20 protein-coding genes are annotated in these 24,180 nt (G+C 62.2%); 10 read left to right on the top strand and 10 right to left on the bottom strand.

The window, feature by feature from the left end; all coding sequences use genetic code 11:
• Positions 1 to 17: 17 nt before the first annotated feature.
• The 7 genes from BLS08_RS09110 (at position 18) to BLS08_RS09080 (ending at position 7,146) form a co-directional block, all read left to right on the top strand.
• Positions 18 to 2,507 carry a Lon protease family protein gene (locus BLS08_RS09110; protein WP_017678036.1) on the top strand — a complete coding sequence of 830 codons (2,490 nt, stop codon included), beginning with the start codon at positions 18 to 20 and terminating at the stop codon, positions 2,505 to 2,507.
• A gap of 165 nt (positions 2,508 to 2,672) precedes the next feature.
• A complete protein-coding gene (locus BLS08_RS09105; RefSeq protein WP_017678035.1) occupies positions 2,673 to 3,026 on the top strand; it encodes a PA4575 family protein in 354 nt (117 codons plus the stop codon).
• A gap of 139 nt (positions 3,027 to 3,165) precedes the next feature.
• Positions 3,166 to 3,657: a TIGR00645 family protein gene (locus tag BLS08_RS09100; protein ID WP_004423362.1), complete on the top strand. Its 492-nt coding sequence runs from the start codon at positions 3,166 to 3,168 to the stop codon at positions 3,655 to 3,657.
• A 132-nt stretch (positions 3,658 to 3,789) separates the two neighbouring features.
• Positions 3,790 to 4,092 (top strand): DUF6482 family protein, encoded by a 303-nt coding sequence (locus BLS08_RS09095; RefSeq protein ID WP_004423363.1) that lies wholly within the window; start codon positions 3,790 to 3,792, stop codon positions 4,090 to 4,092.
• A 56-nt stretch (positions 4,093 to 4,148) separates the two neighbouring features.
• Positions 4,149 to 5,489 (top strand): 3'-5' exonuclease family protein, encoded by a 1,341-nt coding sequence (locus BLS08_RS09090; RefSeq protein ID WP_244155369.1) that lies wholly within the window; start codon positions 4,149 to 4,151, stop codon positions 5,487 to 5,489.
• Positions 5,486 to 7,021, top strand: a complete 1,536-nt coding sequence (locus tag BLS08_RS09085) for a cryptochrome/photolyase family protein (RefSeq protein WP_017678033.1) — start codon at positions 5,486 to 5,488, stop codon at positions 7,019 to 7,021. The genes BLS08_RS09090 and BLS08_RS09085 overlap by 4 nt, the downstream gene beginning before the upstream one ends.
• The gene (locus tag BLS08_RS09080) at positions 7,018 to 7,146 is read left to right on the top strand and encodes a DUF2256 domain-containing protein (RefSeq protein WP_017678032.1); all 129 of its coding nucleotides are present in this window, start codon (positions 7,018 to 7,020) and stop codon (positions 7,144 to 7,146) included. The genes BLS08_RS09085 and BLS08_RS09080 overlap by 4 nt, the downstream gene beginning before the upstream one ends.
• 41 nt (positions 7,147 to 7,187) lie before the next feature.
• Here BLS08_RS09080 and BLS08_RS09075 read toward each other — a convergent pair whose 3' ends face one another.
• The 3 genes from BLS08_RS09075 to BLS08_RS09065 all read right to left on the bottom strand — a co-directional run bounded on the left by BLS08_RS09075 (position 7,188) and on the right by BLS08_RS09065 (position 12,432).
• Positions 7,188 to 8,813, bottom strand: a complete 1,626-nt coding sequence (locus BLS08_RS09075) for a methyl-accepting chemotaxis protein (protein ID WP_055983711.1) — start codon at positions 8,811 to 8,813, stop codon at positions 7,188 to 7,190.
• A gap of 69 nt (positions 8,814 to 8,882) precedes the next feature.
• Positions 8,883 to 9,953: an HD domain-containing phosphohydrolase gene (locus BLS08_RS09070; protein ID WP_017678030.1), complete on the bottom strand. Its 1,071-nt coding sequence runs from the start codon at positions 9,951 to 9,953 to the stop codon at positions 8,883 to 8,885.
• Positions 9,943 to 12,432, bottom strand: coding sequence for a hybrid sensor histidine kinase/response regulator (locus tag BLS08_RS09065; RefSeq protein WP_026088677.1), 2,490 nt, complete (start codon positions 12,430 to 12,432; stop codon positions 9,943 to 9,945). The genes BLS08_RS09070 and BLS08_RS09065 overlap by 11 nt, the downstream gene beginning before the upstream one ends.
• Positions 12,433 to 12,645: 213 nt before the next feature.
• On the opposite strand from BLS08_RS09065, the gene BLS08_RS09060 reads away from it, so the two are divergent.
• Positions 12,646 to 13,275, top strand: a complete 630-nt coding sequence (locus BLS08_RS09060) for a BamJ family beta-barrel-assembly machinery protein (RefSeq protein ID WP_017678028.1) — start codon at positions 12,646 to 12,648, stop codon at positions 13,273 to 13,275.
• Between the two features lie 105 nt (positions 13,276 to 13,380).
• On the opposite strand, the gene BLS08_RS09055 is transcribed toward BLS08_RS09060, so the two are convergent.
• Positions 13,381 to 13,611 (bottom strand): PA4570 family protein, encoded by a 231-nt coding sequence (locus BLS08_RS09055; RefSeq protein ID WP_004423370.1) that lies wholly within the window; start codon positions 13,609 to 13,611, stop codon positions 13,381 to 13,383.
• Between the two features lie 254 nt (positions 13,612 to 13,865).
• Positions 13,866 to 15,491: a methyl-accepting chemotaxis protein gene (locus BLS08_RS09050; RefSeq protein ID WP_017678027.1), complete on the bottom strand. Its 1,626-nt coding sequence runs from the start codon at positions 15,489 to 15,491 to the stop codon at positions 13,866 to 13,868.
• 227 nt (positions 15,492 to 15,718) lie between these two features.
• On the opposite strand from BLS08_RS09050, the gene BLS08_RS09045 reads away from it, so the two are divergent.
• Complete coding sequence (locus tag BLS08_RS09045) at positions 15,719 to 16,873, top strand: L-talarate/galactarate dehydratase (RefSeq protein ID WP_017678026.1); 1,155 nt, start codon at positions 15,719 to 15,721, stop codon at positions 16,871 to 16,873.
• Between the two features lie 4 nt (positions 16,874 to 16,877).
• Here the strand turns inward: BLS08_RS09045 and BLS08_RS09040 are convergent, their stop codons facing one another.
• From BLS08_RS09040 to BLS08_RS09020, 5 genes are all read right to left on the bottom strand, one after another.
• Positions 16,878 to 17,783, bottom strand: a complete 906-nt coding sequence (locus BLS08_RS09040; RefSeq protein WP_017678025.1) for a LysR substrate-binding domain-containing protein — start codon at positions 17,781 to 17,783, stop codon at positions 16,878 to 16,880.
• Positions 17,784 to 18,145: 362 nt separating this feature from the next.
• Entirely contained in the window at positions 18,146 to 19,666 is a 1,521-nt protein-coding gene (locus BLS08_RS09035; RefSeq protein WP_017678024.1) for a tripartite tricarboxylate transporter permease, read from the bottom strand.
• 9 nt (positions 19,667 to 19,675) lie between these two features.
• Entirely contained in the window at positions 19,676 to 20,182 is a 507-nt protein-coding gene (locus BLS08_RS09030; RefSeq protein ID WP_017678023.1) for a tripartite tricarboxylate transporter TctB family protein, read from the bottom strand.
• Positions 20,183 to 20,248: 66 nt separating this feature from the next.
• The gene (locus tag BLS08_RS09025) at positions 20,249 to 21,226 is read right to left on the bottom strand and encodes a tripartite tricarboxylate transporter substrate binding protein (protein ID WP_017678022.1); all 978 of its coding nucleotides are present in this window, start codon (positions 21,224 to 21,226) and stop codon (positions 20,249 to 20,251) included.
• 35 nt (positions 21,227 to 21,261) lie between these two features.
• On the bottom strand, positions 21,262 to 22,656 hold the full coding sequence (locus BLS08_RS09020) for an enolase C-terminal domain-like protein (RefSeq protein ID WP_017678021.1): 1,395 nt from the start codon (positions 22,654 to 22,656) through the stop codon (positions 21,262 to 21,264).
• A 548-nt stretch (positions 22,657 to 23,204) separates the two neighbouring features.
• Here BLS08_RS09020 and kdgD point away from each other — a divergent pair.
• Positions 23,205 to 24,116, top strand: a complete 912-nt coding sequence (kdgD, locus tag BLS08_RS09015; protein WP_017678019.1) for a 5-dehydro-4-deoxyglucarate dehydratase — start codon at positions 23,205 to 23,207, stop codon at positions 24,114 to 24,116.
• Positions 24,117 to 24,180: the final 64 nt, after the last annotated feature.

Below are 24,180 nucleotides of genomic sequence, written 5' to 3'. Positions count from 1 at the left end.
CGCTATAAGGATCGCCAATGTCCAAGCGTAGCCTCGATGCTTTGCGCCTTGCCCCCGACTCACTGACCCGCCCCTTCGCCCCCGAGCAGTTCAACTTCAGCAGTACCGATGATCTCGAACCCTTCCGCGGCGTACTGGGTCAGGCCCGCGCGGTCGAGGCCCTGCAGTTCGGCGTGGCCATGCCGCGCCCTGGCTACAACGTGTTCGTCATGGGCGAGCCCGGTACCGGACGTTTTTCCTTCGTGCAGCGCTACCTCAAGGCCGAAGCCAAGCGCATGGAGACTCCGGCTGACCGGGTTTACGTCAATCATTTCGACGAGCCGCGCGAGCCGCGCGCGCTGGAGCTGCCAGCCGGCACCGCGAGTGCTTTCATCGCCGATATCAACCAGTTGATCGACAATCTGCTGGCCACCTTCCCGGCGGTGTTCGAAACGCCGACCTATCAGCAGAAGAAGAGCGCCATCGATCGCAGCTTCAACAAGCGCTACGACCAGGCGCTGGACGTGATCGAGAAGCTGTCGCTGGAGAAGGGCGTGGCCCTGTACCGCGACAGCACCAATATCGCCTTTACCCCGATGGCCGACGGCAAGGCGCTGGATGAAGCCGAGTTCGCTCAGTTGCCGGAAGCCGAGCGCGAGCGTTTCCATGCGGATATCGCTGCGCTGGAAGAGCGCCTGAATGAGGAGTTGGCCAGCCTGCCGCAGTGGAAGCGCGAGTCGAGCAACCTGCTGCGTCAACTCAATGAAGAGACCATCACCGTCGCGTTGCAGCCGTTGCTGGCGCCATTGTCGGAGAAGTACGCGGAAAACGCCGGCGTCTGTGCCTATCTGCAGGCCATGCAGATCAACCTGCTGAAAACCGCCGTCGAGCAACTGGTGGATGTCGACAAGGCCGACCCGCAACTGCGCAAGCTGCTGGAGGAAATGTACTGCCCGAGCCTGGTGGTTGGTCACCACGCCAACGGCGGCGCACCGGTGGTGTTCGAGTCGCACCCGACTTACGACAATCTGTTCGGCCGCATCGAGTACAGCTCCGATCAGGGCGCGCTGTACACCAGCTACCGTCAGCTGCGCCCCGGGGCGTTGCACCGCGCCAACGGTGGCTACCTGGTGGTCGAGGCGGAAAAACTGCTCAGTGAGCCCTTCGTCTGGGAAGCGCTCAAGCGCGCCCTGCATTCGCGCCAGTTGAAGATGGAGTCGCCGCTGGGCGACCTTGGCCGCATCGCGACCGTCACCCTCAACCCGCAGGTCATTCCGCTGCAGCTGAAAGTCATCATCATCGGCTCACGTCAGCTGTACTACGCGCTGCAGGACGCCGATCCGGACTTCCAGGAGATGTTCCGCGTACTGGTCGATTTCGACGAGGACATCCCGCTCGCCGAAGAAAGTCTTGAGCAATTCGCGCAACTGATGAAAACGCGTACCTCGGAAGAGGGCATGGCGCCGTTGACCGGTGCCGCGGTGGCGCGCCTGGCTACTCACAGCGCGCGTCTGGCCGAGCACCAGGGTCGCCTGTCAGCGCGTATCGGTGACCTGTTCCAGCTGGTCAGCGAGGCCGACTTCATTCGCCAGCTTGCCGGGGAAAGCATCACCGACGTCGGCCATATCGAGCGCGCGCTCAAGGCCAAGGCCACGCGTACCGGGCGCGTATCGGCGCGGATCATCGACGACATGCTGGCCGGCATCATTCTCATCGACACCTGCGGCGCCGCCGTCGGCAAGTGCAACGGCCTGACCGTGCTGGAGGTGGGTGACTCGGCCTTCGGTGTGCCGGCGCGGATTTCCGCCACCGTCTATCCGGGCGGCAGCGGCATCGTCGACATCGAGCGTGAAGTCAGCCTTGGTCAGCCAATTCACTCCAAGGGCGTGATGATCCTCACCGGCTTCCTCGGCAGCCGCTATGCACAGGAATTCCCGCTGGAGATTTCCGCCAGTATCGCTCTGGAACAGTCCTACGGTTACGTCGACGGCGATAGCGCCTCGCTCGGCGAGGTGTGCACGCTGATCTCGGCGTTGTCGCGCACGCCGCTCAAGCAGTGCTTCGCCATCACCGGGTCGATCAACCAGTTCGGCGAGGTGCAGGCGGTCGGCGGCGTCAACGAGAAGATCGAGGGCTTCTTCCGCCTGTGCGAGGCGCGCGGCCTGACTGGCGAGCAGGGGGTGATCATCCCGCACTCCAACGTCGCCAACCTGATGCTCGATGACCGTGTGCTGCAGGCGGTGCGTGCCGGCCAGTTCAACGTCTATGCTGTGCGCCATGTCGACGAGGCATTGAGCTTGCTGGTCGGCGAGGCGGCCGGGCACCCGGACGAAAAGGGTCGCTTCCCCAAAGGCAGCGTCAACGCTCGTGTGGTCGAGCGTTTGCGCGATATCGCCGAGATCGGGCTGGAAGAAGAGCTCAAACCGGCCGACGCGGACAAGGCGAAAGCCGAAGCCGAGGCGGCAGCGGCGAAACCGGCCAAGGCGCCACGGCGCAAGAAAGGTGAGGGCGAAGGCGCAGCGAGCTGATCATATCTTGCACGATTGTCCCGGATTGCCCGGGACAGGCGCGCAGGCGTTCTTGCTCACGCCTCATGCACAGAGTTATCCACAGATTGCGTGGATAACTTTGGCCTTCACAGTGCGACCGCTCGGGGTGTAGGCTGGAGCCTGGATTCCGCGAGGGTCGCCGCCATGCCGCGCAGCCTCTGTCTCACCCGCCAATGCCTGGGCCTGGTCACCCGAATCGAGTGCGTGATTAAGCCACTGGCAGGAGACAACGGACGTTGGACACTGCTTTGCGCTGCCGGTATGTCGGGAGCACAGCCTTCGGCTATCAAGGCGCAGGGCCCGTTCTATGGGCCCTCTGTCGCTGAAGGGGCGCTTACGGCGATTGCCGAGAGCCTGGTCCTGCAAGGCTACGTAGAATGCTGCGAACCGCCGATCTGGTGTCTGCACCTGCAGGCCGAGTTGCGTCGTGTCAACGGCGAACGCCACAGCCATGGCGGTGTATTTCAGCCGCAGCCCGAGACTGACGGGCAGAGCTGAAACGCCTGAAACAAGGCGCGCCAGGGCCAGTTGGGCGAGACAGCAGGGCTGTGGTTATCCACAGTGCGTTGGGCATCTTCTGCTGATGCTGGGCGATGGGTATACTCGCCGCGATTTTCCCTCCCTCAGTGAGTTCTCCATGGAACGCTTCATCGAAAACACCATGTACGCATCGCGCTGGTTGCTGGCGCCGATCTACTTCGGTCTTTCTCTCGCCGTGCTGGCATTGTCGGTCAAGTTCTTCCAGGAGCTTTATCACATCCTGCCGCAGATCTTTTCCCTGGCCGAAGCCGATGTGATCCTGAAGCTCCTGTCGCTGATCGACATGGCGCTGGTCGGCGGGCTGCTGGTGATGGTGATGCTGTCCGGCTACGAGAACTTCGTTTCGCGTCTGGATATTCACGAGGGCACCGAGAAGCTCAGCTGGCTTGGCAAGATGGACTCCAGTTCGCTGAAGATGAAAGTGGCGGCGTCCATCGTGGCGATTTCGTCCATCCACCTGCTCAAGGTGTTCATGGATGCGAAGAACTACGATCTGGAGTACCTGAAATGGTACGTGATCATTCACCTGACGTTCGTTGGCTCGGCCTTCGCCATGGGCTATCTGGACAAGGTCACCAAGCACGACTGACCCGAGACCGCTTCACAACCGCCCGTCCGAACGTGACGGGCGTTTTGCTTTTTGGGCTTGAGCTTTTTCTTTGTTGTACAAGAATTAATTTTGTATAAGTTCTTGTATAGTTAAAGGCAGGAGGCAAGCCCGATGAATCTGCATGATCTGTCCGCTCACGCTCAAGCCGGACGCGTCGACGAACTCAATCTGATCTCCCTGGAGGGTGGCATTTATCTGCTCGAGGCGCGGATGGAAGGGCGTGCCCACCCAATTCTTACCGACCAGGGCAGTACGCTTAACCTGCGTTCGATAGAGCATGCGCGTGACGTGCTGCAGGAAATGCCGGCGCTGCCATTCTTCCTGGTGCACAGCTCGGTACATGACGAGATGTGCGGCATGCCATCGGCTGACAACAGCCTGCGCGTGCCCATCGCCTTCCGTTCTGGCTGGTGACGGCTGCCTTCGCACCGGCCGCCACGTTGCAGGGCAGGGCCCTGGCAGTCGTGGAGGTGAAGACCACTGGAGCCCACCCGGCACGTGATGCCATCTGGGAGCTGGCGATCATTCAGGTCGATGCTGAGGGTTGTGTCGCAGAGCGCTTGCACTGGCTGTTCGAGCCTGATGTCGCGCTGCCCTCGCAGTTGCTCAGCCTGAGTGGATTACACCCCCTGGAATTACGCGGCCAGCCACGCATCGATAGCGAAGCACAGGCGATAGCTGACGCTATTTGCGGCCGCGTGCTAGTGGGCCATAACCTGCGCTTCAGCCTGGCGTTCTTGCGCCGAGTGCTGCCTGACTGGAAGACGCTGCGCTCTGCGCAGCTGTGCACCCTGCGCCTGGCCAGAGCGGCGCTGCCGGAGTTGGCGAGCGCCGGCTTCGATGCGCTTTGCGCACATTTTGGCATCATGCGTTTCTTCCGCGATCGCGCCGTGCCGGATGCCGAGGCCGTGTTGACGCTGGCTCGGCACTTGCTGCAGCAGGTCGCGCCGACGGCTCTGGGGCATCAGCTGCGCAGCGCGGCGCGGCCCCCGTTGCTGGCCGCGGAGCGTTTCGCCCAGTTGCCGGAACGTCCGGGTGTTTATTACTTCCTGGGCGACGGTGGTGCGCAACTGTATGTGGGCAAGAGCCGCAATCTGCGCCGCCGGGTGATGTCGCACTTTCAGAACGATCATCGCGACCGCCGCAGCCTGCAGATGGTTCAGCAGATCCGCGATGTGCAGGTGGCTATCACGGCCGGTGAGCTGGGCGCTCTGCTGTTCGAGTCCGCCGAGATCAAGCGTCTGCAACCCTTGTACAACCGTCGTCTGCGCAAGCAGCGCGAGCTGTTGACCTGGGCGCTGGCGGGCGAGCCTGGCGATCTGCACATCGAACTGCTCCAGCACCAGGCGTTGGCGCCAGGGCTCCGGCATGCCGGTTTGTTCCGCTCGCGCCATCACGCGCGTCAGTGGCTGCTGGAGCAGGCGCGGCAACGACGCTTGTGCCTGCGTGTACTCGGTCTGGAGGAGGGCGAGGGTGCCTGCTTCGCCTATCAGCTTGGGCGCTGTGCGGGTGCCTGCTGTGGCGAGGAGCCGCGCCAGGTGCACGATACGCGGTTGCTCGCCAGCGCCGAGCGCCTGCAAACCCAGGCTTGGCCATGGGGCGGGCCGGTCGCGCTGGTCGAGCGCGATGACCGGCACGGCCTGACCCAGTGGCACGTGCTCGATCAATGGCGCCACCTTGGCACGGTAGATCGTTTCGAGCGGGTCGAGCCATTACTGACCAAGCGCCGTGGCGGCTTCAACCTCGACACCTATCACATCCTGCTCGGCCACCTGCGCCGCCACCCGAACATGGAGATCGTGCTGCTGTGACTGTTCGTCGTCTGATTCTCATTCTGGGCGACCAGCTCACCCACGGCCTTGGTGCGTTGGAGGACATAGACCCAGCCCGTGATCACGTGCTGCTGGCCGAGGTGATGGAAGAGGCTAGCCATGTGCCGCACCACCCGAAGAAGATCGCGCTGATCTTCAGCGCCATGCGTCATTTCGCCGAAGCCTTGCGTGAGCAGGGCCTGCAGGTGCACTACGTGGCTCTGGATGATCCTGATAACAGTGGTTCGTTGCCGGGCGAGCTGCTGCGCTGGACGCAACGGCTCGATCCGGCCGAGGTGCATCTGACCGAGTGCGGCGACTGGCGCCTAGAGCAGGCGCTGCGTCACTGTGGCGTGCCGCTTCACTGGCATCAGGACAGCCGCTTTCTCTGCAGCCGCGATGCGTTCGCCGCTTGGGCCAAGGGGCGCAAGCAGCTGCGCATGGAGTTCTTCTATCGCGAGATGCGTCGTGACAGCGGGCTGCTGCTCAACCCTGACGGCACACCTGAAGGTGGTGCCTGGAACTTCGACGCCGACAACCGCAAACCTTTGCCCAAAGGCGTGTGCCCACCCGCGCCACTGCGCGTCGAGCCTGACGCCATCACGCGTGACGTGCTGATCTTGGTCGGGCAGCGTTTCGCCAGCCATTACGGCAGCCTGGAGGGTTTCGATTACCCGGTAACGGCTGAGCAGGCCGAGCGCCTCTGGCAGCATTTTCTCGACAACGGCCTGGCCGACTTTGGTGACTATCAGGACGCCATGGCCGATGGCGAACCCTTTCTCTTTCACTCGCGCATCAGTGCTGCGCTGAATATCGGCCTGCTCGACCTACGGCGGATCTGCGCCGAGGTCGAAGCAGCCTATCGCGCCGGCGACGTGCCGCTGAACGCCGCCGAAGGCTTCATCCGTCAACTGATCGGCTGGCGCGAGTACGTGCGCGGCATCTACTGGCTGCGCATGCCGGAGTACGCCGAAGGCAACCGCTTCGGCAATTCACGCGCACTTCCAGAGTTCTACTGGACCGGCAAGACGCGGATGAACTGCATGCGTCAGGCCATCGGCCAGACCCTGGAACATGCCTATGCGCACCATATCCAGCGACTGATGGTGACCGGTAATTTCGCCTTGCTCGCGGGCATCGCACCCAAGGATATCTGCGACTGGTACCTGGCCGTGTACATGGATGCCTTTGATTGGGTCGAGCTACCCAACACCCTGGGCATGGTGATGCATGCCGACGGTGGCTACTTAGGTTCCAAGCCGTATTGCGCCAGCGGCCAGTACATCAAGCGCATGTCCAACCATTGCCAAGGCTGCAGCTACAAGGTGAGCGAGAGCACTGGCGAGTCGGCTTGTCCGTTCAACGCGCTGTACTGGCATTTCCTCATGCGCCACCGTGAGCCGCTGGAGCGTAACCCGCGTATCGGCATGGTCTACCGCAACCTGGTGCGCATGACCGAGGCAAAGCAGCAGGCGTTGTGGGACTGGGGTGAGCGCCTGTTGGCGAAACTCGACGCTGGAGAAATGTTGTGAAGAAGAGCGAGCTGCCGGTGAAGACCTGTGCGGTCTGCGGCCTGCCTTTCACCTGGCGCAAGAAGTGGGCGCGCTGCTGGGACGAGGTGCGCTACTGCTCCGAGCGCTGCCGACGTGGGCGCTGAGCGGATGACTGGCATTTGCGCCAGTCATCCACCATAAAGGTTCAGACCTGAAAGCGCGCAACCATGCCTTGCATGTTGGCGGCCAGGCTCGATAGCGCGCGGCTGGCGGTGCTGGTCTGCTCCGAACCGGCCGAGTTCTGCAACGACAGGTCGCGAATGTTGATTAGGTTGCGGTCCACTTCGCGGGCCACATGGGCCTGCTGTTCGGTGGCGCTGGCGATCACCAGGTTGCGGTCGCCGATCTCGGCAATCGACTGGATGATCTGATCCAGTGCGACCCCCGCGCCTTCGGCGATATCCAGTGTCTGCTTGGCCAGACCATTGCTCGACTCCATGGCGCGCACCGCCTGTTCAGTATCGTTCTGTACGGTGCTGATCATGGTCTCGATCTCACGGGTTGATTGCCCGGTCTTGTGCGCCAGGGCGCGCACCTCATCGGCGACCACGGCGAAGCCGCGACCCGCCTCACCAGCTCGCGCCGCCTCGATGGCGGCGTTGAGGGCGAGCAGGTTGGTCTGTTCGGCGATGCTGCGAATCACGTCGAGTACCTGGCTGATGCCTCGGATCTTGCCGGCCAGTTGGCCAAAGTTGCTCGAGGTCGAATCGACGTCGGCCGCCAACTGGTTGATCGACGACAGCGTCTGGGTGATGCGCTCGCTGCCCTGGCGGGCGATGCGCCCGGATTCGCTGGAGCTTTCCGAGGCACTGGCAGCGTTGCGCGCCACTTCGTCCACGGCGCTGCTCATTTCGGTGACTGCCGTGGCCGCCTGGTCGATCTCCAGGCTTTGCTGGTGCAGGTTGCGCGCGGTGCCATCGGTCACTGCACTCAGTTGTTCAGCGGCCGACGCCAGCTGGTTGGATGCATCGGCAATCTGCTCGATGGTGCCACGTAGATTGCCTTGCATGCTCTTCAATGCCTGCAACAGCTTCGCGGGTTCGTCGTTGCCCTGGGTGTCGATGCTCATGGTCAGATTGCCTCTGGCCACCGAGTCCGCGACCTGCACCGCTTCCGCCAGCGGCTTGACGATGCTGCGAGTAAGAAGCGCGGCCAGCATGACCGTGGCAATGGCAGATAGGACCATGACCAGCAAGGTGCCGCGGCTCGCTTGGGTATAAACGGAGTCGGCGGCTTTTGCTGCGCCTGAGGCGCCCTGGCGATTGAGGGCTATCAGTGTATTGAGCGCCTTGACCATGGTGTCTGCCTGCTGGTTCATGGCCCCTGTAAGCAATTCCTGCGCGGCCTGACGGTCACCGTTTTGCAGATGCTGAGCGAGTTGGCCACGCAGTCTCAGATAGGCTGCCTCGGCACTCTTGAACTCTTCGTAGGTGCTACGTTCCTCGGGTGAGCTGATCAAGGTCTCGTAGCGTGACTGCACATCCTTCAGGTCATCCAGCAGCTTCTGCGCCAGAGCCATGTTTTCCTGCAACTGCTGTGGGGTCTCGCTGAGCAGCATGCGCAGGGTCACGGCGCGCAGACGCAGGATGTCTTGCGTGACGTCGCCTAGGGTATTGAGGCTGGGGATCCAGTTGTTTTCGACCTCGCTGGAGCGGTCATGCATGCTGTTCATCTGCAGCAGGGCAAAACCGCCGAGAGCGAAGACCAGTAGGGCGATCAAGCCAAATCCTATTGCAGCGCGTGGGGCTATGGAGATGGATCTGAAGTTCATGGTGGCAGTACTCGGAAATTGAGAAGGCGATTAACGGGCTGAGGTTTTTCTTATCGTTTTCAAGATCGATCAGTCTCCTTGCGCACAGTCGCTGAGGTCGTGCTGAAGTGTTTCGATCTTCTCGTAGAGGCCTTCGACCAGCGCGACCAGGTCCGGGTCAAAATGCTTGCCGGCTTGTTCGCGTATGTAGGCCTGTGCCTTTTCGAGGGGCCACGGCTCCTTGTAGGGGCGTGGCATGCGCAGTGCGTCGTAGACATCGCAGATGGCGACGATGCGTCCAGACAAGGGAATCTGTTTGCCGCTCAGTCCATTGGGATAGCCACTGCCATCCCATTTCTCGTGATGGGTCAGGGAAATTTCTGCGGCCAGAGCGGTGAGCTCAGAGGCGTGCTGGTCGGTGAGAATGGAGTGGCCGATGGCGGGGTGCTCCTGCATCTGCCGGCGCTCATCATCGCTCAGTGGGCCAGCCTTGAGCAGGATGTGGTCGGCGATACCGATCTTGCCGACATCGTGCATCGGGGCGGCCTGACGAATCAGCTCGATCCACTCGGCGCTCATGCCGTGAGCTTCGGCAATCAACGCGGCGGACTCACCGATACGTACGATATGGTTGCCGGTCTCGCTGTCACGGTAGGCAGCCGCACGCGCCAGGGTGCGCACCACGGCGCCATAGCTTTGAGTCAGCTGCGTCGTGCGTTCGCGTACGCGTTGTTCGAGGGTGCGGTTGGCTTCAAGCAGTGCCAGGCTGGCCTGGCTCAGTTGCAGATTGCTGCGTACGCGCAGGATAACCTCGGGCAGGTCGACCGGTTTGCTCAGATAGTCGTTGGCGCCCAGTTCCAGGCCCGTGCGGCGGCTGACGCTGTCGTTCAGCGCGGTGATGATGATGATCGGATTGCTGCTGCGATCACGGTCGGCCAGGGCGCGGAGGATGTCGAAGCCATTCGGTGCCGGCATGTCCAGATCCAGCAGCAGCAGGTTCCAGGGGTTGTGCTGCAACCACTCCAGCGCTGCGGCAGAGTCGGAAAAACTGATGGTGTTGCGCATGCCGAAAGCCTTGAGACTGGATTCCAGCAAGCGACTGTTGGCGATGACGTCGTCGACGATGACTACCCGCGATTGAGTGAAGTCCTTAGACAGCATAAGTCGCCTCCTTGCTGGTAAGGTCGCTGACCAATTGGCGCAGCTCATTGGCGTCGATGGGCACACCCAGCAGGGCACTGGCGCCCAGGCCGACCAGTTCCTGCAGTTGATCTTCACGGCTCAACAGTACTATTGGCAGGTCGGCCAGTTCAGCATTCTGGTGCAAGGTGCGTAGCAGGTCGCGTCCGTCCATGCCATTGAGCTCTACGCTGAGTAGCAACAGATCAGGGCGTCTGGCCAGCAGAGCAGCCAGCAGCTGGTTGCCATCGTCGAACTGCAGCAGGTCGATGTTCGCCAGGGCCGTGCTGACGACCTCTCGATTCGCAGTATCGAGGTCGCCGTGATACACGCAGGCCGGGTGTTGCGCCTGTGAGGTGGTTACAGGTCGGCTGAGTTCGACGTAGCGGGGCAGGTCGATCCAGAAACTGCTGCCCTTGTTCGGCTCGCTGTGCAGGCCCATCTCTCCATTCATCAGCGCTGCATATTCCTTGCACAACGATAGGCCAATTCCGGTGCCCTGGATGGCGCTGTTTTCCTGGCCGAGACGCTGGAAGGGTTCGAACAGGAGAGGCTGCAGCTCGCTGGTGATGCCCATGCCGGTATCGCTGACCATCAAGCGCACTCGACCGTCGTGTTCCATGCAGCTGAGGCTGACGCTGCCTGCTGGTGTGTACTTGATGGCGTTCGATAGCAGGTTGAGCAGCACCTGGCGCAGGCGACGTGCGTCTGCCAGTACCGGCACCTGACTAGGCGGCAAGGACAGCTTTAGCCTCAAACCGCGGGCTTCGACCTCGGGTGCTACCAGGTCGGCACACTCGTTCATCAGGGCCACTGCGTCTACTTTGGCCATTTCCAGGCGCGGCAGGTCACTCTGCAGGCTCGACCAGTCGAGAATGTCGCCCACCAACTGGTTGAGGTGGCGGCTGGCGAGCAGAATTTCTTCGAGGTAGTCGGTGTCCTGCTGCCCCTGTTGCCCTTGCTGCATGCGCATCAGCTGGGCGAAACCCTGTATCGCGTTCAGCGGTGTACGCAACTCATGACTCATGCTGGAGATGAACTGGCTCTTGGCGCGGCTAGCTTCCTGGGCTTCGTGGCTGGCACGTTGCAGCTGCGTGGCACTGCGCTCAAGGCGCTGGCCCATGGATTCGACGTCATCGATGATGGCTTCTAGTTCGTCGATGGTGGTCGCCGGGCGTTTCGGCTTCCAGTTGCCCTGGCCAATCTCACGGAGCATGGTGACTATGCCACCGATGGGTTTGCGCAGACGCTCGGTCAGCTCGCGGGCGCGCCCCCACATGAAGGCAAAGAACACCAGATAGAACAGCACCAGACCGCCGATCAGCAGGTAGCCGATGTTTCGGTAATGGCTGGCGAGTTCATTGGTCTGGCTGAATACCTCCATCTCATCGACCACCGCCAGCAGATGCCAGTCGGTGGATGGGATCGTTGCCCAGGCAACCAGGTGTGGACGGTCGTTGAGATTCACGGAAAGCACGCCTTTGTCCCGCTGCGCAATGGCGTTGGCGAGGCCTTCGGTATCGGCACGTTTGAGCAGATTGAAGTCCTCGGGTTTGAACAGTTCCGAACTGATGGCTTCGTCGTAGGAGTGGGTGGTCAGTTCATCCAGGCCGAAGTCGTCCTCTCCGGCTGGAGGCAAGGCCATGATGTTCATTTCGTTGCTGACGATCACTCCATATCCGTTCCATGGCACCTCGAGGCTCTGGATATGTTCGAGCAACTTGCCGACTGTGATGTCCAGGCCGACTACGCCTTCGAGAAAGTCCCCGCGTAGCACGGGGGCAACGGCCGAGAGCATCCAGCCCTGGCCTGCTGGGTCGAGGTAGACATCGGTCCAGGCGACCTTGCGTTCGGGGTTGTGCTTGGCGTCAGCGAGGTAATAGAAGTTGTAATCGGGTATCACCATGTCGTGGGGATACTGCGCGGGTGTGTCGAACCAGGGATAGATGCGGTTGTAGCTGTCCCAGCTGTTGAAATAGATGCTGGCCACCAGCGGGTTCTGCTGCACGATTTCGCGCATCAGCGGATCAAGATTGGCCAGGCGCGCGACTTTTTGCAGGTCCTGCTGCTCCAGCGGTGTGGCGTTGGAGTAGAAAGATGCCGCGCCACCTTCATCGCTGGGGCTGTAGCGCACCCCGCTGGGCGTCACTGCCAACTCTGCCGGCGCGACCGGTTGGTTGTCGTTTAGCGTGCTCTGGGTCAGGGAGGCGTAGGTGCTGGTCAGACGAGCAATATGGCCCAGCTCGCTCTCGACCAGGTGAGCTTCCTGACCCGCTGCAGCCTGCAGGTCGCTCAACGCGGTCGAGCGCAAGTGGGATATCTGTGCGTCACGGATGGAGACGTTGGTGAGCAGATAGACGCTGATCAGTACTGTCTCCACCAGGATCAGTGGAATCAGAGCCGTTTGCACGAATGCACGCCATATCCATGTCCGAAGACTGACTCGAGAGCCGTTTTGCATGACGCACGCTCCTGCGGGGCGAACGAATGATGTCGATATGATATCTGGGCTTTTCTTAAGTAAGGCTTAGCTAAAGGTAGTAGCTATTGCGCCAGATCAATGCTCTTGTGCAGGCGCTGAATTCAGTGGATGAAAGGTATGGCAGGTGTCGGGTAACTTTGGGTTCTGTGCTAGTCTGGCCGGCCTTTTTCACAGCCCCAAGCGGAGCCTTTCATGTCCGAATTCAACTTCAGCCCCGATCTGTCCTCCGATGAAGGTCGCGTCAGCTATGGCATCGGTCGTCAACTCGGTGGTCAGTTGCGCGACAACCCGCCGCCCGGCGTGGACCTGACTGCCATCCTCGCCGGTCTGACCGACGCGTTCAGCGGCCAGGCCAGTCGTGTTTCCGAAGCCGAGCTGGGCGCCAGCTTCAAGGTCATCCGCGAAGTCATGCAGGCTGAAGCGGCCGCCAAGGCCGAAGCCGCTGCTGGCCAAGGTCGTGCCTACCTGGCCGAAAACGCCAAGCGCGAAGGGGTGACCGTATTGGCCTCCGGCCTGCAGTACGAAGTGCTGGTCGCTGGCGAGGGCGCCAAGCCGTCCGCCGAGGATCAGGTGCGTACCCACTACCACGGCACGTTGATCGACGGCACCGTGTTCGACAGCTCCTACGAGCGTGGCCAGCCGGCTGAATTCCCGGTTGGTGGTGTGATTCCGGGTTGGGTCGAGGCGCTGCAACTGATGGGCACCGGTAGCAAATGGCGCCTGCACGTGCCGAGCGAGCTGGCCTACGGCGCCCAGGGTGTCGGCAGCATCCCGCCGCACAGTGTGCTGGTATTCGATGTAGAGCTGCTGGATATTCTGTAAGTCTTGGGACGCAAGCTGTCGCTTCGGTGCGCACAGCGCACCCTACATGGCAGCCTGATCCAACGAAACGGGGCACCCTGCTGACAGGGTGCCCCGTTTTGTCTTTCAGGATGGGCGCAGGGCCCGTGCGTAGCAGTACAGAAACAGGCTGCGCACCAGCTCTTTGAGCACGATGGGTTCGCTGGAGCTGAGCTCGTGCAGGTCCAGGTCGCCCTGGTCGCGCAGCTCGTCCAGCGCTTCTTCTTCCAGCATGGCGCAGACTTCCCCGGTTTCGCGGTTGAGGATGCGCAGGTAGGGATGCGGGCGGTCCAGCCAGGCATCGATCAGGTAGGTCATGGCAGGTCTCCTTGGCCGTCATTACGTAACTGAGAATAATTCCTATTACATAAATAGCAAGGGTTAATTGCGACCTTTTGTCGTTTGCCTGTTTTCAGTGGGGGCGGACAGGTCGAATGCTTGTCCGCCCTGCGTACCTTCCCCGCCTGTGAGCTGGAGGGCCGCAGCCTGCGTCACGGCGTCCATTCTGCCGCGCAGGCCGAAGATGCTGGGGCGAGCCGCGTGCTGCGTGCCACGCCGGTTCGCAGGTTGGCTCAGGAGCCCAGGCGGCGAGTCACTTCGCCCAGTTGGCCGGACATGTCATGCAGGTTGCGGCTGGCCTTCTGCGTGCGCTCGACGTTGTCCTGGTTGGCGCTGGCGATGGCGGTCAGCTCGGTGAGGTTGCGTGAGATGTCCTCGGCCACCGAGGTCTGCTCTTCGGCGGCGGTGGCGATCTGCTGGTTCATGTCGCGGATGGCCTCTACCGCCTCGGTGATGCGCTGCAGCATGGCGCCCGCCTCGGTGACCTGGGTCACGCCCTGTTCGCTGCGCTGCTGGCCGCTCTCGATGGCGCGCACGGCATTCAGTGCGCCGTTCTGCACGGTATCGATGATCTGGTTGATCTCGGCGGTGGATTCGGCTGTGCGCTGGGCCAGGGTGCGCACCTCGTCGGCGACCACGGCGAAACCACGGCCCTGTTCGCCGGCGCGCGCGGCCTCAATGGCGGCGTTGAGCGCCAGCAGGTTGGTCTGCTCGGCGATGCCGCGGATCACTTCCAGCACCTTGCCGATACGCCCGCTGTCGCTTTCCAGGCGACGGATCACCTCGGCGGTGTTGGCGATCTCGCCGCGAATGTCGGTGATGGTGGCGATGGTCGACTGCATCACCGTGCTGCCCTGGCGGGCTGAGTCGTCGGCATCGTTGGCCGCGTGCGCGGCATCAGCGGCATGCCGTGCGACTTCCTGAGCGGTGGCGGACATCTCGTGCATGGCGGTGGCGACCTGATCGGTACGCTCGAACTGCTCGCTGACGCCCTCGGTCATGCGTGAGGCGATGGCGTTCAACTCGCTGCTGGCGCTATCGAGGTTCTGCGTGCTCTGGTGCAGACGCTCGCTGGTGCTGGCGAGAAAGTCGCGCAGGGTGTTCGCGGCGCGCGCCAGCAGGCCCAGCTCATCCTGCCGAGTGCTTTCCACGCGTTGACCGAAGCGACCTTGGCTGAGCTGGTCGACATGGCCGATCAAGTGGCGGATGGGAATGATCAGATTGCGATTGACCAGCCACAGGCTGAATACGGCGATGACCAGGGCGGCGGCCAGCATCACGATGGTGCCGCTGAGAATGGTGCGTGCGGCGCTGGCGTTGATCTGCTCGGCCTGGCTCAGGCTGTTCTGGCGCAACTGCTCGACCAGTGCAGTCATCTGCTCACTGGCGGCGCGGTCGATGCCTTTGACGGCTTCATCGCCTGCCCTGGCATCGGCTCCGGCGGCCACGAAGGCGTCGCGGCCCTTGCGGTAATTACCGCCGAGCGCCTGATGTTCGCTGCGCAGGCGTTCGACCTGCGTCTTCAAGGCCGGGTCGGCAGTGGCGACCTGGGTCAACTGGCCGAGAATGTCCTGCACTTTGCGTTCCTGCGCTTCGAACTGGCTCCAGTAGCGTTGCAGGTTGGCGCTGTCCTGGCCGCGCAGCAGGACGTTCTTCCACTCCTGCACCTGGATCTTGAATTCGACGTTGGCCGCGTCGATCAGGCGTGAAGATTCCAGCGGCCCATCGAGCAGGCCGCGGTAGGACTGAATGCCGCTGGAGAGGAAGCTGAAGCAGGCCAGGGCGGTGATCAGGATCAGCGCCAGACTGCCGCCGAGCAGGGCGAGAATCTGCGCGCGCAGGGATTTTTGCAGGAACATGATGGGATGCCTCGGAGGTCAGGCGGAGCGGGACATATTCAGCGTAGTTGGTGAATGTTGCAGATTTGTGAAATGTCTAGACGAGTCCGGCAAATGGCCATGAGCAAGCCTGGCGTCGGGGGGTAATCCTGATACTTGAATGATTGCGCAATCATCTTAATCTGACTCGGGTTGTCCATTTTCGGCGGCCCAACGGGGGCGTCGAGTTTCATCACGAGGAAGATGTCATGACCGATAACGCCACCCCACACGCCGACGATGACCGTATCACCTGGCTCAGCCTGCGCTCGGTAGCGCTGCCGCTGGCCAACCCGATCAGCGATGCCAAGGTGCTCACAGGTCGGCAGAAGCCGATGACCGAGATCGCCATCCTGATCGCCGAGATCGAAACCCGCGACGGTCATCGTGGCCTGGGCTTCAGCTACTCCAAGCGCGCCGGTGGCCCCGGTCAGTTCGCCCACGCCCTGGAAGTGGCGCCTAATCTGATCGGCGAGAACCCCAGCGATATCGCCAAACTCTGGGACAAACTGTGCTGGGCTGGCGCCTCGGTGGGGCGCAGCGGCCTGGCGAGCCAGGCCATCGGCGCCTTCGACGTTGCCCTGTGGGATCTCAAGGCGCGCCGCAGCGGCCTGTCACTGGCACGCTTGCTCGGCAGCCATCGCGATTCGGTACGTTGCTACAACACCTCCGGCGGCTTTCTGCATACGCCGCTCGATCAGTTGCTGAAGAACACCGACATTTCCCGCGAAAAGGGCATCGGCGGGATCAAACTCAAGGTCGGCCAGCCCGACTGGGCGCTGGATATCCATCGCGTCAGCACGGTGCGTGAGCACCTGGGCGAGAGCTTCCCGCTGATGGTCGACGCCAACCAGCAATGGGACCGCCCTACCGCACGGCGCATGTGCCGTCGTCTGGAGCCCTTCGACCTGATCTGGATCGAGGAGCCGCTGGACTGCTACGACGCCGAAGGCCATGCCGAGCTGGTGCGCCTGTTCGATACGCCGATTGCCACCGGTGAGATGCTCACCAGCCCCGCCGAGCACTGGGAGTTCATTCGCCAGCGCGGCGCCGACTTCCTTATGCCCGATGCGCCGCGCGTTGGCGGTATCACACCTTACCTGCGCGTGCAGACGCTGGCCGAGCAGGCCGGCATGACCCTGGCACCGCACTTCGCCATGGAGCTGCACGTGCACCTGGCCGCCAGCCACACGCGCGAGCCCTGGGTCGAGCATTTCGAATGGCTGGAGCCGCTGTTCAACGAGCGCCTGGAAATTCGCGACGGGCGCATGTTGGTGCCGACTCGTCCGGGCCTGGGCCTGAGCCTGAGCGAGCAGGTTGCCGGCTGGACGGTGCAGCAGGCAGAGGTCGGCAAACGCGCTTAGAGCGTCAGTTCTGCGGATAGATGTCGCGAGCGGCCTGGCGCACAGCTGCGATCATCGACGGCAAGGCCGGGTTGTCGTTGTCGTCGCGCCAGACCAGATGCAACTCCCCGCATACGCCTGACGGTAGCGGCAGCTCGCGGAAACGTACCTGCTCGAAGCGGATGGCACTGGCGCTGCGCGGCACCAGTGCCAGCCCCATGCCGGCATTGACCAGCGACAGGATGGTCAGGGTCGAGCCCAGCGCCTGAACGAATTCAGGCTGGATGCCGCTGACGCGAAACAGGCCGGTGTGCAGCTCGTTGAAGGGCTGCCAGGCGGTATGCGCGTAAAGAATGAAAGGCTGACCATGGAGCATTTCCAGGGTCGGCCTTTCGTGCTGCGCCAGCGGATGCGCGGCGGGCGCGGCCAGCACGAAGGGTTCGCGTAGCAGGCATTCGCTGACCAGTCCGGGTTGCTGCAAGGGCGCGCGCACGATGGCCAGGTCCACACGCCGGGCACGCAGTGCCTGCACCTGTTCGAAGGTGCTCATCTCCAGCAAGGCGATATCCACCCCAGGGCGTTCGCGCTTGGCAGTGGTGATCGCACGCGGCAGCACGTCATACACCGCGCTGGCGACGAAGCTGATAGTGAGTGCGCCACTTTCGCCAATGGCGGCCAGTCGGGCGCTTTGCGCGGCGCGGTGGGCCTGATCGAGCAGCGCCTGGGCTTCGACGAAGAAGGCACGGCCAGCCGCCGTCAAGGCAACCGAGCGAGTGCTGCGGGTGAACAGCGTCACGCCCAACTGATGTTCGAGCAACTGTATCTGCCGGCTCAGCGGCGGCTGGGTCATGTTCAGGCGCTCGGCAGCGCGCCGGAAATTCAGTTCGGCGGCCAAGGTGGTGAAGCAGCGCAGTTGGGCCAGGTCGAACATTGATTCATTCCGGGTATCAATCTAGTGATTGATTAGATTAGACCTGGATCAATGAGCGCGTCCATTATCGTGCTCAAGCCGCTGCAGTTGGCGCTGTAGAGGGCTAGCAGGTCGTTGAAAAACGTAGGCGAGGCAGCCAGTGCAATACCGATGTCGGCCCCGCAAAAACAGGCGAAAAACGGTCGGAGTCGCGGTCGACTTTACGAGCTGTAAATGAGCATTTTGATCGGACTCGCGCACGAGCCTGTTTTTAACGCAGCAATGGCAACGCAGGTAGTTTTTCAACCGCCTGCTAGAGGCACAGAGGTGGGAGTCAGGAAAGAACCGCCCCCTGAGCAGAGGGGGCGGCAAGTTGCGGGGTATCAGGTACGCAGGATCTCGTTGATCGCGCTGGGTTTGGGACGTAGCGCGCTGAACACCTGCCAAAGCACGAACGCCAGGGCCAGGCCGAGGAAGGTACCGGCAATCGGATTGGTGAAGAACTCGGCGAAGCTGCCGTCCGACAGCATCAGGCCTCGGCGCAGGTTGGTTTCCGCCATCGGCCCGAGGATGAAGCCGATGATGAACGGCGCCGCTGGCATGCCGGCCTTGACGAAGGCGTATCCGAGCAGACCGAACAGCAGGATCGACCAGACGTCGAACAGGCGGCTGGACAGGCCGAAGGCACCGACCACGCACAGCACCAGAATGATCGGCAGCAGGATGTGCTTGGGCACGTCGAGCAGCTTGATGAACAGGCGCAGGCCGTAGAACTCCATGAACAGCATCATCACCGTGGCGACGATCAGCGCGGCGAAGATGGTGTACACCAGTGGACCTTGGCTGATGAACAGCAGCGGGCCGGGCTGGATGCCGTGGATCAGGAAGCCGCCGAGCATGATCGCGGTGACGGTGTCGCCGGGAATGCCCAGGGTCATCAGCGGCATCATGGCGCCGCCGATACCGGCGTTGTTGGCCGTCTCGCTGGCGACCACGCCGCCTATGTTGCCCTTGCCGTAAGTGTGCCCGTCTTTCGCGCGCTTCTTGGCGATGATGTAGGACACCAGGTTCGAGGTACCGGCGCCGATGCCCGGCAGGATACCGATGCCCAGGCCGATCAGGCCGGAGCGACCGGCATTGGGTAGTTGCTCGCGGAATTCCTTGAGCGAGAAGCCGAAGCCCTTGATGTTCTTCATGCTCACCGACTTGGCCTTGCCCTGCACGGCATGGCGGCCGGTTTCGGCGAGTTTGATGATCTCGGCGACGGCGAACATGCCGATCATCACTGCCAGCATCGAGAAGCCGCCGTTGAGCTCACTGACGCCGAAGGTAAAGCGGCGCACTGCCTCGACCGGGGCGATACCGACAGTGGACACGGCGATACCCAGCGCACCGGCGAACAGCCCCTTGACCATGGAACCGGCCGACAGGGTGGCGATCAGGGTCAGGGAGAACACCGCGATGGCGAAGTATTCATGCGGGCCGAAGCTCAGGGCCACCTTGGCCAGCTGCGGGGCGATGAACATCAACGCGACGATACTGAAGATGGTGCCCAGAAAGGAAAACACGATGCCGACGCCCAGCGCCTTGACGCCGTGGCCCTGTTCCATCAGCGGGCCACCATCGAACACGGTGGCGATTGATGACGGCGTTCCTGGAATCTTCAGCAGAATCGCTGAAATCAGCCCGCCCGAGGTCGCACCGATGAACAGTGCGACCAACAGCGACAGCCCTGCCTGCGGGCCCATGGTGAAGGTCAGCGGCAGGCATAGTGCTACAGCCATGGTCGCGGACAGGCCGGGTACCGCGCCGAAGACGATGCCCATGGCCACACCGACGGCCATCAGCATCATGATGTTCAGTGAAAAGACGGCACCGAAGCCTTGCTGCAGTAATTCGAGCATGGTCGATCCTCAGATGTAGTTGTTCAGCAGGCCAGCGGGCAGCAACAGGTCGAAGGCCTCGCGGAACAGCAGGAAAATGAGCGCAGAGCAGATAACGGCGATCAGCAGATAGGTCAGATGTCTGGCTTTCTGGTTTACCGGCGTCAGCACGAGGAACTGCAGATAGAGGTAAACCACGGTCATGATCGGGAAGCCCACAGGGCCGAGCAGGGCCATGTAGCCGAGGATCAGGCCGAGAGTCTTGAGGACGGTCTTGGGTTCTATGACTTCAGCCGGTCGGTCTTCAGCTTCTGTCGGCACCGGACTTGCGGGTTCGGCGGCAACCTTGGGTTTGGCAAAGGCGCTGACCAGTTGCATCAGGCCAAGCAGAGACAGAAATCCGGCCAGCAGTTTCGGCACCGTGGCCGCATCGACACCGTCATGCCCAGGTAGTTGTTGTGCCAGGACCAGGTAGGTAAGGCTGGCGCCGAGCATGGCAATGCCGATGATCAGTTCTTTCTTGTTCAGGGTGTTCATCGTGTACCTCGATGTTCTGAGGCGCAGCGCCGGCCCGAATCGCTTGGGCCGGCGCTGCGTTATGGCTTACTTGGCCTTACGCAGCTCATCCTTGAACTGCATGAAGTCTTCGCGGGTCTTGGCCAGAATCTGCTTGGCCTCTTCGGTGCCGTAGAACGCGACCGGTTGCTTGAATTTCTTCAGGTCTTCGGCGTAAGCAGGTTTCTCAGTGATCTGCTGCATGATGTCAGACATCTTCTTCACGATCGCCGGGTCGGTGCCTTTCGGGAAGGCCACTACGTAGGGCTTGTCCATGGTGATGTCGAGGCCTTGCTCCTTGAGGGTCGGGACCTCGCCGAGCATGGTGTTGCGTTCGTCGTTGGGCTGGCCCAGGGCGACCATTTGCCCGCCCTGCACATAGTCCTGTACGGAACCATAGGTGATGGCGCCCATGTCCAGACGACCACCGAGCATGCCGACCACGCGATCGGATACGGTGCCACCGTCAACCATCTTCAGTTTGGCGCCGGTGAGTTTCTCCAGCATCAGGCCCTGGATGTGCGAGAAGCTGCCCATCTCGGTGCCGTAGGTTATGCTGCCGGGATTGGCTTTCGACTTGTCCACCAAGTCCTGCATGCTGGTCACGCCGGACTGCTTGGAAGCGACGAATACGGTGCTCTTGTCGACGCCAGCGATGCAGGCGACATCGAAGGTCTCGTAGCTATCTTCGGTCAAACCAGCCACTTCGTTGACGATCAACTGGCCCGGATGGGTGAAGAGGATGGTGTTGCCATCCGCCGCCGCGCCCTTGACCTGTTCGGCCGCCAGGGTGCCACCGCCGCCAGCGACGTTGGTCACCACCATGGTCTTGCCGGTGATCTCGTTGAAGTACTTGGCCATCATGCGGGCGTTGAAATCGGTGTCGCCGCCGGGGTTGGCGATCACCACGACCTGCACCGGACGAGTCGGCCATTTGACCTCATCGGCGAAGGTGGCGGAATGAGTGGCCAGGGCACCCATGCCGACCAGGGCAGAAAGGAGGGAGGCGCGGAATGTTTTTTTCATTGGAATACTCCGGGGTTGGATAAAAGCCGCGTGAGTCAGTCGCGGCCGAGGCTGGGACGTTTCGGGTCGTACTGCCAACCCGGAACCAGGTACTGCATGGCCATGGCGTCGTCACGCGCGCCGTTGGCCACCTTCTTGTAAAGCTCGTGAGCGGCCATGATCCGCTGCATGTCCGGCTCGATGCCGAGGCCGGGCTTGTTGGGGACCTCTACCTGGCCGCCGATGATCTGCAGCGGCTCGCGAGTCAGGCGCTCTTCGCCTTCCTGCCAAATCCAGTGGGTGTCGATGGCGGTGACGCGGCCTGGTACGGCCGCGGCGGCATGGGTGAACATGGCCAGGGAAATGTCGAAGTGGTTGTTCGAATGCGAGCCCCAGGTCAGGCCGAATTCCTCGCACACCTGACCGAGACGTACGGCGCCCTGCATGGTCCAGAAGTGCGGGTCGGCCAGTGGAATGTCCACCGCCTCGAGGCGCAGCGAGTGACCCATTTGCCGCCAGTCGGTGGCGACCATGTTGGTGGCGGTAGGAATGCCGGTGGCACGCTTGAACTCGGCCATGATCTCGCGGCCGGAATAGCCGTTCTCCGGGCCGCAAGGGTCTTCGGCGTAGGCCAGCACATGGTTCTGGCCCTGGCACAGGGCGATGGCTTCATCCAGCGACCAGGCGCCGTTGGGGTCGAGGGTGACGCGCGCATCGGGGAAGCGCGCCTTGATCGCGCGGATCGCGTCCATCTCCTCGGCGCCATGCATCACGCCGCCCTTGAGCTTGAAGTCGCTGAAGCCGTAGCGTGCATGGGCGGCCTCGGCCAGGCGGGCGATGGCCTGCGGTGTCATCGCGGCCTGATGGCGCAGGTGATACCAGTCGTCCGCCGAACCTTTGCCGGCGAGGTAAGGCAGGTCGGTGCGCTGGCGCTCACCTATATAGAAGAGGTAGGCGAGCATCGGCACATGATCGCGTTGCTGGCCGCTACCGAGCAGTTCGGCCACTGGCACGTCGAGGTGCTGGCCGAGCAGATCGAGCAGGGCAGCCTCGACCGCGGTGATCACGTTGTCCAGGCGCAGGTTGATCTCGTGGGGCTGCTTGAGCACGCGTGCTTCGGATTCGGATGTGACCTGATGCTGGGTGGTCTGAGGCCCTTTGGCCGGCCCGGCGATGGCCTGGCGCAGGCTATTGAGCACGCGGTTGTAGCGGCCGACCGGTTGGCCGATCACCAGCTCGCGGCAGCGTTCCAGTGCCTGGCGGATGCCTTCGCCACCGGGAACCTCGCCACAGCCGATGCGCCCGGCATTGTCCTTGAGCAGCACCAGATTGCGGGTGAAGTAGGGGGCGTGGGCGCCACACAGGTTGAACAACATGCTGTCATGGCCGGCTACCGGGATGACCTGCATCTCGACTATCTGAGGTGTGCTGTTGCGGGAGGCTTCGTACATCTTGGCAGGGGCTCCAGACTTGGTGCGGCCCTCGGCCGCAATGGCGAAGGTACGGTTCAGTCGTGCACCGGGATCATCAGGCGATCCGCGCTGCAATGGATGAGAGCGTGAGCAAAGATGGCAACGAAGCCAGTGCAGGCTGTGCTGTTCTGGCGAGTGCGCACAGCGATGTGGCGATGCGCACGTTGGCAGCAGGTAGCGGCAGTGAAGGTCTGTGACATGACCTGGCCTCGTTTGTTTTTATTGGAATGTCATAGGTTGTCGTATGACTTGGTGAAATTAGTACCAGCCTGTTCCTGACCTGTCAACGCTGCTCATGGCTAATGATGATTGCGCTGCCATTTCTTCTGGCGTGATCATGGAGCCTGCTCTAGTCTGAGCTTTGCGCTTGTGTTGCGGTTTTCCGGCGAGGCGGGCGAGGGCGGGTAAATCTTCGACGAACGGACGATATAAAAACTGGTGTTTTTTTTGTTGTTGTACGATAACGTATCTCTACAGCTGCGGCTGACGCTATTCCTCACAACTCGCTTTACTAGGGTGTTCGCATAATGAATCCACAAGAACTTAAGTCCATCCTCTCCTCTGGTCTGCTGTCTTTCCCGGTGACCGACTTCGATGCTGCCGGTGATTTCAACCCGGCTGGCTACGTACGCCGCCTCGAGTGGCTGGCGCCTTACGGTGCTTCCGCTCTGTTCGCTGCCGGCGGTACTGGCGAGTTCTTCTCCCTGGCGCCGGACGAATACAGCGCCGTGATCAAGACTGCCGTAGATACCTGCGAGAAGTCCGTGCCTATCCTGGCTGGTGTCGGCGGCCCGACCCGCGTGGCCATCCAGATGGCGCAGGAAGCCGAGCGCCTGGGCGCCAAGGGCCTGCTGCTGCTGCCGCACTACCTGACCGAAGCCTCTCAGGACGGCGTCGCCGCCCATGTCGAGCAGGTGTGCAAGTCGGTGAAGATCGGCGTGGTGATCTACAACCGCAACGTCTGCCGCCTCAATGCCACCCTGCTGGAGCAACTGGCCGAGCGCTGCCCGAACCTGATCGGCTACAAGGACGGCCTGGGCGACATCGAGCTGATGGTGTCGATCCGTCGCCGCCTGGGCGAGCGTCTGACCTACCTCGGCGGCCTGCCGACCGCTGAAGTCTACGCTGCGGCCTACAGGGCCCTGGGTGTACCGGTCTACTCCTCGGCCGTGTTCAACTTCATCCCGAAAACCGCCATGGCCTTTTACCGCGCCATCGCCGCGGAAGATCACGCCACCGTTGGCAAACTGATCGACGATTTCTTCCTGCCGTACCTGGACATCCGCAACCGCAAGGCCGGTTATGCCGTGAGCATCGTCAAGGCCGGTGCCAAGATCGTCGGTTACGATGCCGGCCCGGTACGTGCGCCACTGACCGATCTGCTGCCGGACGAGTACGAAGCCCTGGCCAAGCTGATCGAAGCGCAAGGCGCGCAGTAACACCGCAGGTGGCCGCTCGCTTCGGCGAGCGGCCCAGTCGCGCTCCGGCAGGCCGGGCGCGACC

Source organism: Ectopseudomonas chengduensis, from assembly GCF_900102635.1.
Lineage (GTDB): Bacteria > Pseudomonadota > Gammaproteobacteria > Pseudomonadales > Pseudomonadaceae > Aquipseudomonas > Aquipseudomonas chengduensis.
The sequence above is the reverse complement of the archived record's forward strand: the minus strand, read 5'-3'. Positions and strand labels throughout refer to the sequence as shown.